This window comes from Cohnella fermenti (genome assembly GCF_004801405.1).
Lineage (GTDB): Bacteria > Bacillota > Bacilli > Paenibacillales > Paenibacillaceae > Cohnella > Cohnella fermenti.
In genome coordinates, this window is record NZ_SSOB01000008.1 from 86,659 (window position 1) to 104,895 (window position 18,237).

Annotated in this window: 6 protein-coding genes; 3 read left to right on the top strand and 3 right to left on the bottom strand. The window is 51.8% G+C overall.

What is annotated here, in order from left to right; all coding sequences use genetic code 11:
- Positions 1–20: 20 nt before the first annotated feature.
- From E6C55_RS08090 to E6C55_RS08100, 3 genes are read right to left on the bottom strand one after another with little or no spacing between them, the layout of a single operon-like run.
- Positions 21–641, bottom strand: coding sequence for an ABC-2 transporter permease (locus E6C55_RS08090; RefSeq protein ID WP_136369275.1), 621 nt, complete (start codon positions 639–641; stop codon positions 21–23).
- Complete coding sequence (locus E6C55_RS08095; RefSeq protein ID WP_136369276.1) at positions 634–1,530, bottom strand: ABC transporter ATP-binding protein; 897 nt, start codon at positions 1,528–1,530, stop codon at positions 634–636. The genes E6C55_RS08090 and E6C55_RS08095 overlap by 8 nt, the downstream gene beginning before the upstream one ends.
- The gene (locus tag E6C55_RS08100; RefSeq protein ID WP_136369277.1) at positions 1,527–1,916 is read right to left on the bottom strand and encodes a GntR family transcriptional regulator; all 390 of its coding nucleotides are present in this window, start codon (positions 1,914–1,916) and stop codon (positions 1,527–1,529) included. The genes E6C55_RS08095 and E6C55_RS08100 overlap by 4 nt, the downstream gene beginning before the upstream one ends.
- Before the next feature lie 131 nt (positions 1,917–2,047).
- On the opposite strand from E6C55_RS08100, the gene E6C55_RS08105 reads away from it, so the two are divergent.
- From E6C55_RS08105 to E6C55_RS08115, 3 genes are all read left to right on the top strand, one after another.
- A complete protein-coding gene (locus E6C55_RS08105; RefSeq protein WP_136369278.1) occupies positions 2,048–3,529 on the top strand; it encodes a protein adenylyltransferase SelO in 1,482 nt (493 codons plus the stop codon).
- Between the two features lie 269 nt (positions 3,530–3,798).
- Entirely contained in the window at positions 3,799–9,912 is a 6,114-nt protein-coding gene (locus E6C55_RS08110) for an RCC1 domain-containing protein (protein WP_136369279.1), read from the top strand.
- 36 nt (positions 9,913–9,948) lie between these two features.
- Positions 9,949–18,234, top strand: a complete 8,286-nt coding sequence (locus E6C55_RS08115) for a S8 family serine peptidase (RefSeq protein ID WP_136369280.1) — start codon at positions 9,949–9,951, stop codon at positions 18,232–18,234.
- The last annotated feature ends 3 nt before the right edge of the window (positions 18,235–18,237 follow it).

The window sequence follows — 18,237 nt, forward strand, 5'->3', positions numbered from 1 at the left end:
GCGGGCTTCGGAATATCCCGTCAGCCCTCGATGTCCCTCCGCGACAGAATCGCCAAGGACACTCGGTACGAGACGTACAGCAGGACCAGCCCGGCGAGCGGGAGCCCGATCAGCACCTGCAGCTTGGACGGCAGAGCGATCCGCGAGAGATCGATCGACTTGTTCAGGCTTGCGGCCAAGGCAGAGGACAGGAAAATCATGATCACGGAAATAATCGAGCTGTTGCGGGGCCCGAGCAGATAGTGCAACGGGTAATAGACGGACGAATACAGCAAGGCGACCGCCGTTCCGATTGCCAGGACAAATCCGTTCAGGGTGAAGACTTCATCCGGGAAGCTCCGGCTGATCAACTGCATCAGCAAGGCCATCGCGATTCCGATCGTCAGGTAGAGGAAGGTGGACGCGTACTTGGCTCGCACGATCTGGCTGCGCTTCACCGGCAGGCTCCCGATAAACAGCATGCTCTTGTTGCGCAGCTCGATGTTGGAGACGAAGATGGTGAGCATGATGGCCGGAAGCATGACGATAATGAGCGGCGAATGCGGGGAGCGGGCGATGAGGCCGAACACCGCTCCGTAGCCGAGGACGAACAGCCAATACCACTTGAGTGCGATGATGTCTTTGCGGATCAGGTTAACCATGGGCGGGCACCCCTTTGGCGGTAAGATACATGATGTCTTCCAACGAAGCGCGTTCGATCCGGGCGTATTCGGCCAGCAGCCGTTCGGCTTCCATCCGGTTGCTCGTCAGCGCCTCGAAGCCGACGGAGGACTCGCGAATGCCGACGAACAGGCGGCGCACGTCCGCATCGAGCAGCGACAGGTCCCCCCGCACGATCGCGTAACGATCGAAGACCTCCTCCTTCGACTCGTGGAACGCGAGCTTGCCTTGATGCAGGAATGCGATATAATCCGCGATGCGGTCCAGGTCCGTCGTGATGTGCGTCGAGAACAGAATCGTCTGGCGTTCGTCGAGCATCAGCTCCGCAAGAATATCGAGCAGCTCGCGGCGGAAGACCGGGTCCAGCCCGGCGGTCGGCTCGTCCATGATCAGCAGCTCCGCCTGATGGGACAGCGCGAAGGCGAGCGCCAGCTTCATCTTCATCCCCTTGGACAGGCTGCGGATCGTCGCCTTCGGGGAGAGCTCGAAGCGTTCCAGATAGCGGCGGAACAGCCGCTCATCCCACTTACGGTAGAAGGGAGCATAGACGCTCTTCATGGCGCCGATCGACAGATGCTCGTAGAAGTGGCTGTCGTCCGCGACATAGCCGATCCGCTCCTTCAGCGCGTCTTCCTTCCCGGCGAGCGGTTCTCCGAACAGCCGCACTTCCCCGGCAAGGGGAACGCTCATTCCGAGCATGGCCTTGATCAGCGTGCTTTTGCCGGCGCCGTTGGCTCCGACGAGTCCGGTGATGTAGCCTTGCTTCACGTTAAGCGTAACATCCTCAAGAGCGAATCGACTGAACCGCTTCGTCAGGCTGCGGATCTCGATCGCGAACTCGCCCCGTCGTCCGTCCACTCGTTCGTTCATTCGTCCGTCTCCTCCATTTCTTCCAGCGCGAATCGCATGTGCGCGACAAGCTCCTCGAACGTCATCTGCAGCGAACGGCTCTCCCGAAGCACATCGAGAATCTTGCCCTCAAGCAGCCGCAGCCTCTGCTCCTTCAGGAATTCGGGGCTTGCTCCCGAGACGAACGAGCCCTTGCCCATAACGGAGTCGATGAGGCCTTCCTTCTCCAGCTCCTCGTAGGCGCGCTTGGTTGTGATAACGCTGATCTGCAGGTCCTTCGCGAGCTGGCGGATGGACGGCAGCGCTTGCCCCGGCTTCAGCTCTCCGCCCAGAATCAAATTCCTGATCTGATGTACGATCTGTCCGTAGATCGGCTCGATAGACGAGTTGGACAACATAATGTGCATGGGATTCACCGCTTAAAGTGTAATTAGAGTATATATATAATATATACACTATAACCACTCAAGTCAAGCGAGCGAACGGCACGGGAAGAGGGTATAATGCAGGAATAGGCAGTCTAAGGAGGGAAAAACCGATGAGCGAGGAAAAAACGGGTTTGGACGCGGCTGCAGGCTGGAACTTCGACAACAGCTATTCCCGGCTTCCCGAATCCTACTATAGCCGAATCGAACCGACTCCCGTGCGATCGCCGCGTCTCCTCGTCCTGAACGAGCCGCTGGCCGAATCGCTTGGTCTGAACGCCGGGGCGCTCCGGCAAGAGGGGCAGACGGCGGCGCTCGCCGGCAATCGAATCCCCGAAGGGGCCGCTCCGCTTGCCCAGGCTTACGGGGGCCATCAGTTCGGCCACTTCAACCGGCTTGGGGACGGCCGGGCGATTCTGATGGGAGAGCAGCGAACTCCGTCCGGCGAGCGGTTCGATATTCAATGGAAGGGATCGGGGCCGACTCCGTATTCCCGCCGGGGGGACGGCCGGGCGGCGCTCGGGCCGATGCTGCGCGAATATATCGTCAGCGAGGCGATGCACGGGCTCGGCATCCCGACGACCCGCAGCCTGGCCGTCGTCGCCACGGGGGAGATCGTCCACCGCGAGACGGAGCTGCCCGGAGCGGTGCTGACCCGCGTGGCCTCGAGTCATCTGCGCGTCGGCACGTTCCAATACCTGATGGCCTGGGGGACGCCGGAAGACGTGCGCACCCTTGCCGATTACGCGATCCGGCGCCATTACCCGGACGCTGCGGACGAGGCCAATCCATATCTCGCCTTCCTGGAACGGGTCGTCCGGAGCCAGGCGAGGCTGATCGCACAGTGGCAATTGGTCGGCTTTATTCACGGCGTCATGAACACCGACAACATGGCGATCGGCGGCGAGACGATCGACTACGGCCCTTGCGCGTTCATGGACGCGTACGACCCGGCGACCGTGTTCAGCTCCATCGACGTCCAGGGCCGCTACGCCTACGGCAATCAGCCGCCGATCGGGGGCTGGAATCTCGCCCGCTTCGCCGAGACGCTTCTGCCGCTTCTCCATCCGGACATGGACCGGGCGGTCGCCCTCGCGGAGGAGACCTTGTCGGACTATCCGGAGCTGTACCTGCAGCGATACTTGGCCGGCATGAGAGCGAAGCTGGGGCTCTTCGGAGCCGAGGAGCGGGACGAATCGCTGATCAAGGACCTTCTCGATCTGATGCAGGAGCACGGCGCCGACTACACGAACACGTTCCGCTCCCTGACGCTGCATGGCACGGCGCAGGGGTCGCCGCTGGCCGAGAGCCCGGCGTTCGCGGACTGGCAGCGGCGCTGGGAGGAGAGGGGGGCGCTCGGCGCTCCCTCCCCGGAAGCCTCGCGCGAGCTCATGCGCGGCAGCAATCCGGCCGTCATCGCCCGCAATCACCGGGTCGAGGAAGCGCTCGAAGCCGCCGGCTGCGGCGATCTCGGCGTCATGGAGAGGCTGCTTGCGGCGCTGCAGGACCCGTTCGCCTACTCCGCGAGCCAGGAGGAATACGCGGAGCTTCCGCCTGAGCCGGAGCTGCCCTATCAGACCTTCTGCGGAACCTAGAGAGAAGAAGGCATTACGTGAAGAAGATCGCTCCAGGAGCCGACAGGCGGCCCGAGGGCGATCTTCTTCGTTGTTGCCGGATGGTGGATGGTAGGCGTACGTCCGAATAATTGAATTAATTCCTCTGAGTTCGACTCGATTCGACAAAAGTAAACATAATACCGCAAAAATGTATATAGAACATTAAAATATTTTAATTTATATTAAATGGGTGTCGAGAAAGCTATAGGAAATAGTCCAAAATGTCGAGTTGAGAGGGCGAATCGGGAATGAAAGTTGCCAAACGTACGTGGGTCTACGGTCTTGTGTTTTGTTTGTTGTTGCAGCTAATAGGCTGGGCGAGAGGGCCGGTTCAAACAGCAGTCGCAGCCGCTTACGATCCTGCTCTGCAGCCGGCGGTCATCGCGGGCGGTACATCTCATACGTTATTTCTTAATGTTGATGGGACAGTATCTGTCAGTGGTTCAAGTACCATTGGGAGTTTAGGGTTGGGAAGCGCAAGCTCAACAATCACTACTCCTCAAGTCATTCCCGGGTTAAAGGGAGTTATCCAAGTCGATGCGAGGCTGAATAGTTCATACGCTCTTCTGGAAGACGGAAGCGTGATGGGGTGGGGGCAGAATGCTTCGGGTCAATTGGGGTTAGGTGATTCGATAGCCAAATACTCTCCGACCAAGATAGCGGGGCTATCCAATGTCAGGCAGATTGCGGCAGGTGACGAATTCGCCATCGCGGTACTTCAGGATGGAAGTCTCATGGCATGGGGCAAAAATGTTTACGGAGAGTTAGGAAGTTTCCCGACCGCGACAACCACCTTGACACCGACTAAACTTACGGGCATTAGCAACGTCAAACAAGTGTCGATTGGATATAAATTTGTGACGGCATTATTGCAAGATGGAACGATGATGACCTGGGGCTACAATGATCAAGGGCAATTAGGGAACGGCAATACAACCAATTCTTCTGTTCCGACTCTAATCTCGACTGGAACACTATCAGGACAGAGGATTACACAGATCGTTGCAGGATATAACTTCGTATTAGCATTACTGGCTAACGGAGCAGTAAGTTCTTGGGGGGATGGGGCTCAGGGGCAATTGGGGAACAATGCAACAATTGACAGCAAGATACCGATTCTCGTATCAGGATTGTCTAACGTTAGATATATTAGTGCAGGAATGTATAGCTCCGTTGCTGTTCTGAATGATGATACGATAATGACGTGGGGACATAATGGATACGGGCAACTTGGCACTGGCGATACTGCTACCAAGCTTGTTCCTACGCTTGTTCCTATCGATTCTCGCGTGTCTCACGCATACAACGGTTACTACAATACATTTATTGTAGACTATGATTCGAATGTCTATGCAGCGGGCTACAACTCCTCTTATCAATTGGCATTGGGGGATAACGCGTACAAGAGTGTGTTTTCTCGAATAACAAATCTAAAAGTCCCTTCGTCTCCGCTGCTCCTTGAAGCAAACCTGAGTTATCTATTTGATGGAGATCCTCTGGCCATAATTAGCAGCCCCTACTCGTATTCCTCTTATTTGCTCAAGGATGGGCAAGTTTATGCCTGGGGGCTCAATTCATATGGGCAGTTAGGGTTAGGGGATACAACCTCTCGTTATATTCCAACGTTGATTCCGGGGTTGTCGGGAGTTAAGCAACTGGCGGTTGGTTATTATTTTGTATTGGCATTATTAGAGGATGGAACCGTTAAGGGATGGGGCTACAATTCTAGCTACCGTCTAGGGCTAGGAACTACGACATCGCAATATAGTCCAGTAACAATCAACATGGGCGGGGACAAAATAAAGCAAGTTGCAGCGGGTTATGATCATGCATTGGCGCTTACGGAGAATGACAATATTTTAGGTTGGGGGTCGAACAGCTACGGTCAGCTCGGGCTGGGGACATCAACGATTGCAAGCAAGGCCACTCCGACTCTTATCGCTACTTCTTCAGGGATGAAGCAAGTAGTTGCCGGTAATTATTATTCGTTAGGCTTATCGGAGAACGGGAAAGTATATTCATGGGGACTTAATACGAACTATCAGTTGGGACTGGGCACTTCTCAAAGTAGCATTCTTTATTCCATGACCTTAGTGTCGTCGATAGAGAATGTTGCAATTACACAATTGGCGGCCGGTTCCGCACATGTATTAGCATTGGATAGCAGCGGCAATGTATACGCCTGGGGCTACAATTATTATTCCCAGTTGGGTATGAATGGGACAGCCAGCTTATCAAGCCCAACTCTTCTTCCCATCACCGGCATTAAACAAGTTGCAGCAGGCTATTCCGATTCCATGGCTCTAATGAACGATGGAACCGTCATGTTCTGGGGACGGAATATCTACGGGAAGTCCGGGAACAGTGGGACGGGAAGCACCGTTACGGTACCAACCCAAATACCTAATTTAACCTCGATCAAACAAATCTCCAGCGGATATTTCCATTCACTGGCCATGGATCAATCCGGAGGCATCACGTCATGGGGGTATAATTCCTACGGGCAACTTGGCTTAGGAGTATCCAATTCATCCACTAATTCAATTCCTGCCCCTGTGACTTTCGGAGCGGATCTGGCCTCTATTCGAGGCTCCGTCAGCGGTCCGTACGACAGTAAAGTTAGGTTAAAATATTATCTGGATGAAGAGACGCAACCGCGTGAGGAGAAGACGATTCGCGTACCAACGACAGGAACAGCCGACTACAGCTTCTCACCGCTGGATAACAGCACACTGTCGAACGGATCTCACACCATCCGAGTGGTATCCAGCACTCCCTATCAAACAACCCAGAAGACGCTTACGCTATCGATTGATCGCGAGGCTTCCGCTCTTCCAACAACTATAACACCATCTGCAAATAGCATAACGGCAAGTATAAAAATAGATGATTCTGCTAGTGTATCGTCTTCTTCTCCATACCGCATTACCGTTGGCTCTAAAACAAGCGGCTGGGTATCCAATACCCTGTCTCAAACGGGTACGGTATCGTCGACGGAAGCCATGGACTTCTCCGGTGCGGGCGCAAGGAACATTGTTAAGCTCGCTAACGGATGGTGGGTCATTGCCGGTTATTCCGGTAATCCGGCAATAGGGATTCGATTCATGGTGTCCAAGGATAATGGGCAATCTTGGTCCCAATTAGCGACTTTGGCTGATGATGGCAGCATTGTATCGGCGCCATCTATTACAGCTGTTGGCAATCAAGTGGCGGGAATTGTCCGCGCCGGTTCGTCGAGTATCTGGTCGTTTTCCTTCGATGCAGTCTCCCAGGCTGACGAGAATATCATCGGCGATACGATCATGGTCGATTCTGGACAGACGGACATCTCTCTTACTGACAATGTATCCGTTGCTGTCGATTCCAATAACAAGATACATGCGGTGTGGTCGAGTAAGAATCCATCCTATTCATCGAGATATAACATTCGTTATAGCCAAAGCTCCGACGGAGGGAAGACGTGGAGTGCCGTAACCCAATTTAATGGGGGGACGAGCTATGATTCCCTTAATCCTGAGATCGTTATTATTAACAATCTTCCGGTCATTTTCTATAGCTATAACAACGGTTCGACCTACTACATCTACAAATATAGCTTTAATGGTTCGTCATGGTCTTTGGCCTCCATATATGCTGGAGCAGCTTACATTCAAGAGAGACCAAGCGTTTATGTGGATGGCAGCAACGTTTACTTGGCTTGGGCGAGCAAGGATAGCACCGATACTGCGGTCACCAACATTCGATTTATGAGGTCGACAGACGGTGGAAGCACATGGCAGACATCGATTAAGCTGACAAGCGGCAACAGCTATGTGCAGAAGAATCCTGCCATTACCAAGGATAATGCGGGCAAGCTGTATGTTCTATTTAGCGGAATCGACTCGAGCGTAAGTACGGTGGCTTCCAATCTGCGCTTGGTGACTTCTGCAGATGGGACGACCTGGACAACGCCCACGGCGCTTACCTCGTTAACAAGCGGAAGTGCAGATCAACCGTTAGTTCCAAGAAGCTTCAAGATGGATTACTTAACGAATAATCCCACTACGATTTATCAAGACACGACCAGCAATAAGACGGTAATCCGCGGAACCAATTCCTCGGGTTACACATATACGGCGTCCGGATTGACTTCGAATACCCAGTACAAAGTCACCGTTGAAGTCAAAGATTCTTCAAGCATTATTCGATTAAGTACACAGGACGTATATACACTAGCTGCTGCCCCGACGCTTAGCGTCTCAACGAGCGGCAAGCTGCCTGTATTAACTGTAACGGACACGAATCCCGCGACGACGCAGTATCAAATTATGTCTGGCTCGAAATATTTGACCACGGAGGGGAAGTGGGTTAATAATCCGGTCAGCTTCGCGCTTCCTTCCAAGAAACTGATCTTGACAGATTGGGACGCCAAGAAGTCTTACTCTCTTAAGGCTCGGGCATTGAATTCGGATGGTATGGAAACGGAATGGTCGCCTGCTGTTTCATTGGGCCAGACGGCTGCTCCCCCGGCATCGCCTAAGAATGTGAAGCTGCAATCAACAAGCTCTTCAGTCTTAATCAATTGGTCGCCTGTATCCGAAGCGACAGATTATGAGATCGAGATTGACGGCCTAGCTTCGCTTATCAGCACAGGCGGAGCATTGAGCTATGTTCATTCGGGGGTAACATCCAATACACTTCATATTTATCGAGTTCGCGCATTAATTGAAGGGACGCCGGGGGCATGGAGTACGCCGCAAAGCATCCGTACACTGCTGGTGAAGCCTATCGTCCCCCTACAGATTACGGCGAATGCCACCGCCAAGACTGCCACGATCACGTGGGCAAGCGTCGCCAATGCTTCTGCTTATGAGCTGGAATGGGATGGGAATGCAATCTCGGTGGGCAATCAGACCCTGTTTGTTAAGAGAAACTTGCCTGTAGCCAGCCAGCATTCCTATCGCGTAAGAGCTTTAAATGCAGGTGGGGCCGGTCCATGGAGTGGGATGAAGTTCATCATGACCACCTCGGCATTGCCTAATGCTCCAGTCCCTGCTGCTTCCAGAGTTGGCCACACATCTGCGACGATTGCTTGGGCAACCTTGGATGATGCAACGGCCTATGAGGTAGAGGCGGACGGCGTATTATTCCAGGTCGGCAATGTTCCCAGCTCTGAGTTTACCGGTTTGTTGCCTCAATCGAATCACCAATACCGGGTGCGGGCTTTGAACGAGATGGGAGCAGGCAATTGGAGCAGCCTCTTGACGATACAAACCAATCTTTTGCCTACCCCTGCCAAGACAACGGAGACGATATCCGATACGAGCATTACCTTCTCTTGGGAAGGAGTTGAAGGGGCTGCGAGATATGAAGTGCAAGCCGATGGCAGCACAATCAGTGTAATAAGCACGAGTTATACCCATTCGTCCCTCCAACCGGAATCCAACCATAGCTATCGGATTCGTGCCGTTTCAAGCGCAGGGTATAGCGGCTGGACGGAAATCATGACCTATTCGACATTGCCGCTTAAGCCGAGTATCCCGATGCAGATCAGCGCAACGGCGTCCAAGGATCAAATATATCTCACTTGGAGTGCGGTAAGTGAAGCAGTCGGCTACGAGGTCGAGATCGACGGGCAAGTCGTCATCGACAACTTTAATGCGACCACCTATACCGATATCTTGCTAGATTCCTTCTCCGAGCATCAGTACCGGATTCGATCCCGTTCGGATGCCGTGCAAGGGGATTGGAGTACCTTGATTGCGATAAGAACGCAACCGGAACGTCCTGCGACGCCTGCGAATATTGTCGTCAACTCAATGGGCAACCTCGTGACCCTGGAATGGACAGCCGATCCTTCCGCCATTCGTTACGAGGTAGAGGTTGACGGAACGGTTACCAATATAGGCGATAAATCCAAGTACACTCATCGCCGTGTCGCTAAGGGGACGGAACATCGATATCGGATTCGGACGATCAATGTTAGCGGAACAGGAGATTGGAGCGGCATCATCATCAACAATACGGTAACTGCCAAGCTGACCAAGGCCAAGATGCTTGACTTTGGGCTGGTCGGAGTGAATGTACTGGACTTCACTAAGTATACGCTGCAAGTCTCATACGATCCGAACGCAATGGAAGTAACGGACCTGTCGACACTGACGGCGGCCAAGGAGCTTAGTGCGGGTCCGATTGCAGGGACGAGCCTGAGCATCATTTCCTTCAAGCCGGGGCTTATTGTGTTTACGACGGACCACGCTGTCTCTTTGGACGAATCATGGACAGGCGTCATTAACAGCATTCAGATTAAAGCGAAGGTGTCCGGGGGTTCCTCATTGACTTATAGCGTGATCGAGAAGCCAGTTGTATCGTCGATCAATTAAGAAGTTAACCTAATCTGTTGTCCTCGGAGGATTCATATGAAGCGACTTGGCAAATCCATTCAATACGTAACGTTATTCTCTTTGCTTCTGACATCGGTGTTCAGCGACTTGTCCATCACCGCGAAGGCGGCACCAGCATCGTCCAATACGAAGGCGGAGAAGACGGAGCGTCATAAGACGCAATTGCTCGTTAAATACAAATTCTCTGCGGACGGAGCGTCCATCGAAGCGAGTGTGAGGACAAGGCTTAAGCTCGAGAAGCTGGAAGTCAAGAAGAGGAATCCAAGATCAGGAACGGAACTGCTTCAGATCGGTAGTCAGGATGATCTGAATTCCACGATTGCGGAATTACGCAAGAACCCGAATGTCGAATATGTGCAGCCCAATTATATGCTCTATTCTACTGCGATAGCGGATGCCAGATTCGAAGAACAATGGGGACTAAGCAATTCGGGGCAGAATGTGGGGCAAGCAGGAATCAGCGGCATAGACATCGGAGCGAGAGCGGCTTGGGAGACAACGATGGGGGCTTCCTCCGTCATGGTCGGCGTCCTCGACACCGGTATTGAGATCGAACATCCGGATCTCTCCGGCAATATTTACACAAATCCGAACGAGGTTCCGGACAACGGAATTGACGATGACGGCAACGGTTATATAGACGATGTGCACGGCTTTGACTTTATTAATCGAGATTCCAGCATTTACGACAGCGCTTCGGACGACAAGCATGGGACACACGTGGCGGGAATCATTGCTGCACAAGCGAATACAGATGGTATTCGGGGTGTAGCGCCTAATGTAACAGTTCTGCCGCTCAAGTTTATTTCGAATGGAGCAGGGTACACCTCCGATGCTATTGAGGCCATCGAATATGCGGAGAAGATGGGCGCCAGCATCATTAATATGAGCTTCGGAGGCAGCGATGCCAATCCTGCTCTTGAAGATGCTATGGCAGCAAGCGGCATGTTATTCGTTGCAGCGGCAGGCAATAACGGAGACAATTCAGAAGTGAAGCCTGTCTATCCCGCTTCGTTCGACATTCCCAATCTGCTGTCGGTAACGGCTATTGATAATAAGGGCAAGCTGGCCTCCTTCGCAGATTATGGAGAGTCCGTGGACGTTGCCGCACCTGGGGTCAGCATTCTGAGTACAGTTCCTGGCAGCGGCTACGCCTTCTTAAGCGGGACGAGTATGGCTGCGCCATTCGTAGCGGGGATTGCCGCCTTGATTAAGAGTATGTATGCGGATTTAACATCGAGTTCGATTGCAGAGAGAATCAAGAATGGTGTTCAGGCCTCGAGTGCACTTGCGGGTAAAGTTGGCGCTTCAGGCTGGGTGAACGCAATTGGAGCGTTGGAAGGCCAAGGCGCTTCTTCGAACGATAACGGATCTTCATCTGCGACAGGGAATTCGATACTGTCCGAAGGCAATGATACCCTGGTCGTAACTCTTGCGGTGGACGTATCTTCCGATCTTATGGAACAAATCCACTACGGAGAAGAAGGGGTTAATGTCGCAACGGGCAACTATGGGCGAACGGAGACAGATATCAGCGTCACTTCTCCCGGCTTCGTTGTGAACTTAAGCCGAACGTACAATTCGCGAGATGATCGAACGACGAGTTCCATGGGCCGGGGCTGGACATTTGGCTTCGAAGGCAGTGTCAAGGATGATACGACGAGCCCAACCAAGTTCAAAGTCGTTCGGCTTCCGAGCGGCGGAGCGCAGGTGTTCGTGAAGAACAGCGACGGCACCTATACGGCTAACGATTCGCACAGCACCTTGGTCAAGCAGTCGGACGGCACGCATGTGTTGACAACGGCGGACCAATACACCTATGGATTCAACACGGCAGGTTATCTGACGTGGATGCAGGATCGCAACGGCAATAAGGTGACGATCGCTTCCGATGCGGCGGGCAAGGTTAGAAGCGTCATGGATACCGTCGGCCGAAAATTCATTATCAACTATAACGCTGCCGGTTATATCACCTCGATTGTCGATCCGATCGGGCGTAAAGTTACCTATACGTATGATTCGCTGAATCGGTTATGGAAGGTGAACGACCCGAGTGGGAAGGACACAAGGGTATACATGTACGATAACAGCAATTATTTGACCGCCATTAAGAATGGCGCAGGCAACCTTGTGGAATCCGTCTTGTACAGCCATTCGACCGGAACGGACCAACACAAGGTCACTCGCACGATTGATGAGAACGGCCATACTGTCCAGTACACTTACGATTCAACCAACAAAATGACCAAGCTCAAAAATATCGACGGTTTGCTGACCGTTAAGTGGTATGACACGGCCGGTTATGTGGTGAAATCTCAGGACCCGGAGGGTCGCCTGACACTTGTGGAGTATTTTACAGATTCGAGCAGCTATAACAAGTACGGAGAAGTAAAGTCGGTTACGGATCGCTATGGCAATAAAACGCAATACGAACGTGATTCCAATGGCAATGTTACAAAGTTAATCAATCCGGATGGCAACTCAAGGGCCTACGTCTTCGACTCCAAGAACAACCTCATCAGTGAGCAGGATGAGACCGGTCGGCTTACGTACTATATTTATGACGCGAGTCAGACGCTTCTCTTGAAGAAAGTTCAGCCATTAAACGGAACAGATGCTTACAGCGATAAAGCGGATCAGACGCGGTTCGCCATTACGCAATATCAGTATTATTCGGAGGCGGAGGACGCGAAGTTGGGCCATAAAGCCAAGAAGCTGCTTCGCTCTGAGACCGATCCGGAAGGAGGCAAGACTGTTTATGCTTATGATTCTCAAGGCAATGCAACGAGCGTTACGGATCCGGATGGCAATATCACAACCCGTTCCTATAACGGCGTTGGCTGGCTGACAACGCAGATCAGCGCGGAAGGCTATCGTACGGAACATGAATACGATTCGATTGGTCACGTCGTCAAGACGATAGGCGATGAAGGAGAAACGACGTTTAATGAATTTAATAACGACGGTCAGCAGACGCGCCAAGCGACACCGAATCAGTACAAGAACAATATGGAAGGAACCCGTTGGACCTATGATACGAACGGTCAAGTGAGCACCGTTACGGATGCCTTGGGATATACGACGAGCTATACCTATGATGTCTATGGCAATGTGGCAAGCGTCACTCAGCCTAACGGATCCATCACGTTGTATCAATATGACGCGATGAATCGGATCAAGAAGAAGAGCTTCCAATCGAATGCAGGTTCGGAAGCATACACGCTGGAGACGTATGCATATACCGTCTTATCCAATGGCAATACACAATATTCGCGCAGCGTGTACTTGAACGAGAAGGATATCGCGACGACAACCGTTACGTATGACGTGAATGGCCGAGAAGTTGTTAAGCAGCAACCGGACGGAACAGAAGCGACAACATCCTATTATGCGAATGGATCTGTTAGATCCGTAACAGATGCCCGAGGCAATTCGAGCTACTATGAATACGACGGATTAAATCGTGTGACGGGAACATGGTCTCCTCTGGATGGGGGCAAGTACACCTATAAAGGGTATACGTATGACCTTGCAGGTCGTGTGATACTGACCTCGACGGGTAAAGACCCGGTCAATGCGTTCAGTGTTCCCGCGAGAAATCGGACGATCTGGACGTCAACTGTTTATCAGGCCAACGGGACAATCGCTTCTACGCAATCCAGCGATGGAGCTGAGACGATTTATACGTATGATGCCGACAATCGGCTTACTCGTGAAGATCACGTTGCCTCTGCCGATGAGACGTTGACAACGGAATACGTGTATAACGACTTGGGCAAGCCGCTTGCTGTCAAGAAGCATGTCCGGGCAGGGGATCTGGACGGCAATGCCTTCGACGACGATACCGATACTGTGTTGACTACCCGGTATTCCTACGATCTGGAGGGCAATCTTCTATCAACAGTGACTCCCGACGGTGTGGAATCCGTTATGACATACGATGCCTTGGGCCGATTGACTTCGACAAGCAAGGAGGGTGTAGACGAGAACGGATTGACGACGATCGTCCGAACGAGCTCGACCTATGACGGTCAAGGTCATGTCCTGAGCAGCATGGATGGGCGCGGCAATATGACAAGCTATGTGTATAACGCAGCCGGCAATCTGACCAAGCAGGTTGACTCCGCGGGAGGAGTGCATCTATTCGCTTATGACCGCGCAAGCAGGAAGGTGGCCGAAGTGTCGCCGGGCAATTATAAGGAAGGCGAGCTTCTCTCCAAGATGAGTCGGACCGTGTACACCTACGATATTATGGGGCGTACTCAGGCTGTCACGGAATATTATGCAGAGAAGACGTTAAGTGCCTCCTACGCATGGATGGAGACGGAGATGGCACGCGTAACGCAGGCATTCAAGTACGACGAGAATGGGAACGTCATCAAGAAGCTCGACGGTGAAGGCTACCTGGCCGGCACCGGTACGACGATTGATGCTCGTATTCAGAGCGGCTATGGGACAATTCTCTCGTATAATGCCGCGAACCTGCTTGTCACGGAACTTGATCCGGTCGGCGCGGAACGAGGCTTGAAGTGGACAACGAAGATCAGTTATGACGGAGCCGGACGTCAGGTCTCTGTGACCAATGCCAACGGCGTTGTATTCGGCAATCGATTGGATGATGCGGGGAGAACAACTGAGCAGACTCTTCAGTCCGGAACGGCTGCGCCAGAACGGGTACTGCACCGCTATGTTTACGATGCGATTGGCAGGAAGCTTAACGAGACGGATGGTAACGGTAATGTTACGACTTACACCTATAATGCCTTTAATCAGACACGGACGGTTGTCGAACAAGGGGACGACTCCATACCGGAATTGACGTTAGTTGCGCAATACGATGCTATGGGGAGAGTGACGTCGCAGAGCAATTCGGCCAGCACGATGAATCGGTTCGCATACGATTCCTATGGCCGTATTCTTAGCGAGACGGAGTCTGGGCTAGACGGCACAGATGCAATCGTAATGAAGGATCGATACGACGCCAATGGCAACAGGCGCTATCATATCGATGGCAATGGCTATGAGACAGAGTATCGCTATGATAGCTTGAATCGATTGACGATGACGTTAACATCCGTTACGGACGTAGCAGGCAATACAACGGTTCGAACGGATTCCCAGAGCTATGATGCCAACGGTAATGTTATTGAGAAGAAGGATTGGCTTGGCAACAAGCAACAATTCGTCTACGACGCCCGCAACCGTCTTATTGAGACTAAGGATGCTGCCGGGATCGTCATTGAGAAGCTGGTGTACAACGCGAATGATTCACAGCTTGCTTCGTATGACGCGCTTAACAGGGCAACCAGCTTCGCCTATGATCGCAACAATCGCCAAGTCAGCCTCACCGATCCGGCTGGCAATACCACCTCGCAGGCATACGATAACGTTGGCAATCAAGCCAGCGAGACGGACGGCAACGGCAATATTACTCGGTACAAGTACGACGAGCAGGGGCGATTGATTAGCGTTGTCAATGCTCTGGGAGAGATTACGGCATACACGTATGACTTGAACGGGAATAAGCTGACCCAGCGGGATGGCACCGGTCATGTTATGACCTATGAGTATAATGCTGTCAATAAGCTTGTTCGTACGATCTATCCGGGAGGTCGTACAGGACAAGAGGGAAGCTATACTTACGATCTGTCCAAGGTCGAGTCGATGACCTATACCGTTACCGGACAATTGGAGACGAGACAGGATCGTAACGGCAACACCACCGCGTATGTCTATGATGCCCATGACCGCCTTCTGTCGACGACCGTGACGGGACCGGAGCTGACTTCCGACGAGTCGGAACGACAAATTCGTTACACGTACGACAAGAACGGCAGCCAGCTCAGTGTGACGGATTCAACCGGAACGACTCGCCGTACCTATGATTCGCTCGGACGCGTCGTCTCCAAGTCCGTTCCGGGTATCGGAACGAGCAAGTTCCAGTACGACGTGACTACGGGGTTGACAACAGGCTACTATGCGGAGATCACGACCGATGCCAAGAACAACAGTACGACCAAGGTATATAATAATGTCGGCCGTTTGAAGTACGTCATTAACGGTACGAGCCCGACTGCAACGGCTACAGTGACTTATGAGTACTTCTCGGATGGCAGCCAACAGACCGTAACGTATGCGAACACAACCAAGGAGTCGTATACGTACAAGACGAATGGTTTGCTGGACACACTCAAGAATTACAAGGGTTCAACCTTGCTGGACCAGTACGTCTATACGTACGACAATGCAGGCAACCAGAAGACGAAGACGGAGACGGTAAACGGCGTGGCCAAGGGAACCACCTCCTATGCGTATGACGTACTGAACCGGCTGCAGATCGTCACAGAGCCGAGCGGCAAGAAGACCGAATACGCCTTCGACGGAGCGGGCAATCGGATCACCGAGCGAGTGACCGAGGGCAGCCAGTTTACGATTATTGATTACACCTACGACGAGCAGAATCGCCTTCTGGCGACCACGCAGGCGAGTCTCTCGGGAGAGACGGAGCGCGTCGACTATACGTATGACAACAACGGCAACATGATCAGCAAGTCGACGGAAGAACGCAAGAAGACGGACCCGATGAACCTGCCAGAACCGACATTCGGGATCTTCGTCTACGGGCAGGTGACGGATAACCCGCGAATCGTGACGGTGCTCGAAGGTGTAGCCCGCTACGAATACGACGTCTTCAATCAATTGATTCGGGTGTCGACGGGCAACGGAGGGGCGAGTTACCAATACAACGGAGAAGGCCTGCGAGTTAGGAAAACAGGAAGCGACGGCGAGACGACCAACTACATGTATGAATACGACAAGGTCGTGCTGGAGACGGACGGCAACGGGAAGCAAACCGCTCGCAACCTGTATGGGCTGAATCTCGCGACAAGAACGGTAGGAACGGCAACCTATAGCTACCTTTACAACGGACATGCGGACGTCACCTCTCTCACGGATGCGAGCGGAGTCGTGCAGAGCACCTATTCCTATGACGCATTCGGCAACATCGTCTCCCAGACGGGAACGATAAACAGCCCGTTCCGATACGCCGGCTACCAATACGACGACGAGAGCGATCTGTATTATCTCAATGCTCGTTATTACGATCCGAAGATTGCGAGATTCTTGAGCGAGGATACGTATCGGGGGCAGGCAAACGACCCGTTAAGCTTGAATATGTATACGTATGTGCATAATGAGCCGATGATGTATTGGGATCCGACGGGGCATGCAGAAGCGAATACAAATGCTACTGTGACGTTACGCACAATTGTTGAAGATGCATATGGAGGGCAGATCACAAAGTGGGATAATCAAACGAAAACAGCCACAGTTAACATTAATGGTCAAGTATTCACCATTAAAGCGGATGGAGTAACAGCTGGAATCGTTAGTGGAAAGGTTATCATTAATACAAATACTTTGGATCAATTGTATAATAGTAACCAGAACAATCAAACTACAATGCAAACTTCCGCAACGACAGAGACAATAAGCGCTAAAATTTATAGTAACTATTTAAAAGGAAATATTATAGAAAGAACAGTAGCAAATGATTATAAGCCTACGCAAGAGATCGCGAAAATAATTAAAGAAGTAGTAGATGATAAGAACATTACCCTTAGTCAAGTTGAGTCAATTGTTACTGTATTGAAGTTCGCTCAGGCAGTTCAGAATAGTAGTATCTCTAGTATGACAACGGAACAGTACACAGAAGCCATTCGTGCGAATACAGTTGATCCGTTTGCAGAAGCTTCATTAAATCTTTTGCCTATTGTTGGAAATGTCAAATCCATAGGTGATTTAATTTATGGAGAAGATATCGTAAATGGAGAAGTGCTTAGTACTACTGATAAATGGACTACAGCCGTATTTGTTATTATCCCTCAGCTTAGATTGCTGAGAAAGGGGAAAAAGATTGAAGAGGCTCTAGAGGAAGTTGTGCCAGGGTTGAGGGGGACGGGGAATTCTGGATCATTAAAAATGAATCTGCAATTGTTTGCAGAGGTTAACTTAGATGTGAAACCTCAAGCAAATAGCACCAAATTGCAAAATTTTATTAACAGTTTATACAAAGGGCAAGGAAATCCCAATCAAATTGGAAATGGTACTACTATGGATTCCATACGGTATGAGGTACACACAGGTAATCCTGTGGAGGGGAAGTTTCACTCTCAAAAAGGCCAAGAATTTATGAATGGGATAAATAAACTAATAAGCAGCGGAACTTTAGACGCTCAAGACGAAGTAATAGCCAAAGCAATAGTTCAAGATATTGCCAACGCATTGGCAGGAAAGTAAGGT

What these genes read in the sequence shown, in the direction of transcription:
- E6C55_RS08095 (WP_136369276.1), bottom strand. Translation starts at nt 1,530, where the DNA reads ATGAACGAACGAGTGGACGGACGACGGGGCGAGTTCGCGATCGAGATC.
- E6C55_RS08100 (WP_136369277.1), bottom strand. Translation starts at nt 1,916, where the DNA reads ATGCACATTATGTTGTCCAACTCGTCTATCGAGCCGATCTACGGACAG.
- E6C55_RS08115 (WP_136369280.1), top strand. Translation starts at nt 9,949, where the DNA reads ATGAAGCGACTTGGCAAATCCATTCAATACGTAACGTTATTCTCTTTG.
- E6C55_RS08105 (WP_136369278.1), top strand. Translation starts at nt 2,048, where the DNA reads ATGAGCGAGGAAAAAACGGGTTTGGACGCGGCTGCAGGCTGGAACTTC.
- E6C55_RS08090 (WP_136369275.1), bottom strand. Translation starts at nt 641, where the DNA reads ATGGTTAACCTGATCCGCAAAGACATCATCGCACTCAAGTGGTATTGG.
- E6C55_RS08110 (WP_136369279.1), top strand. Translation starts at nt 3,799, where the DNA reads ATGAAAGTTGCCAAACGTACGTGGGTCTACGGTCTTGTGTTTTGTTTG.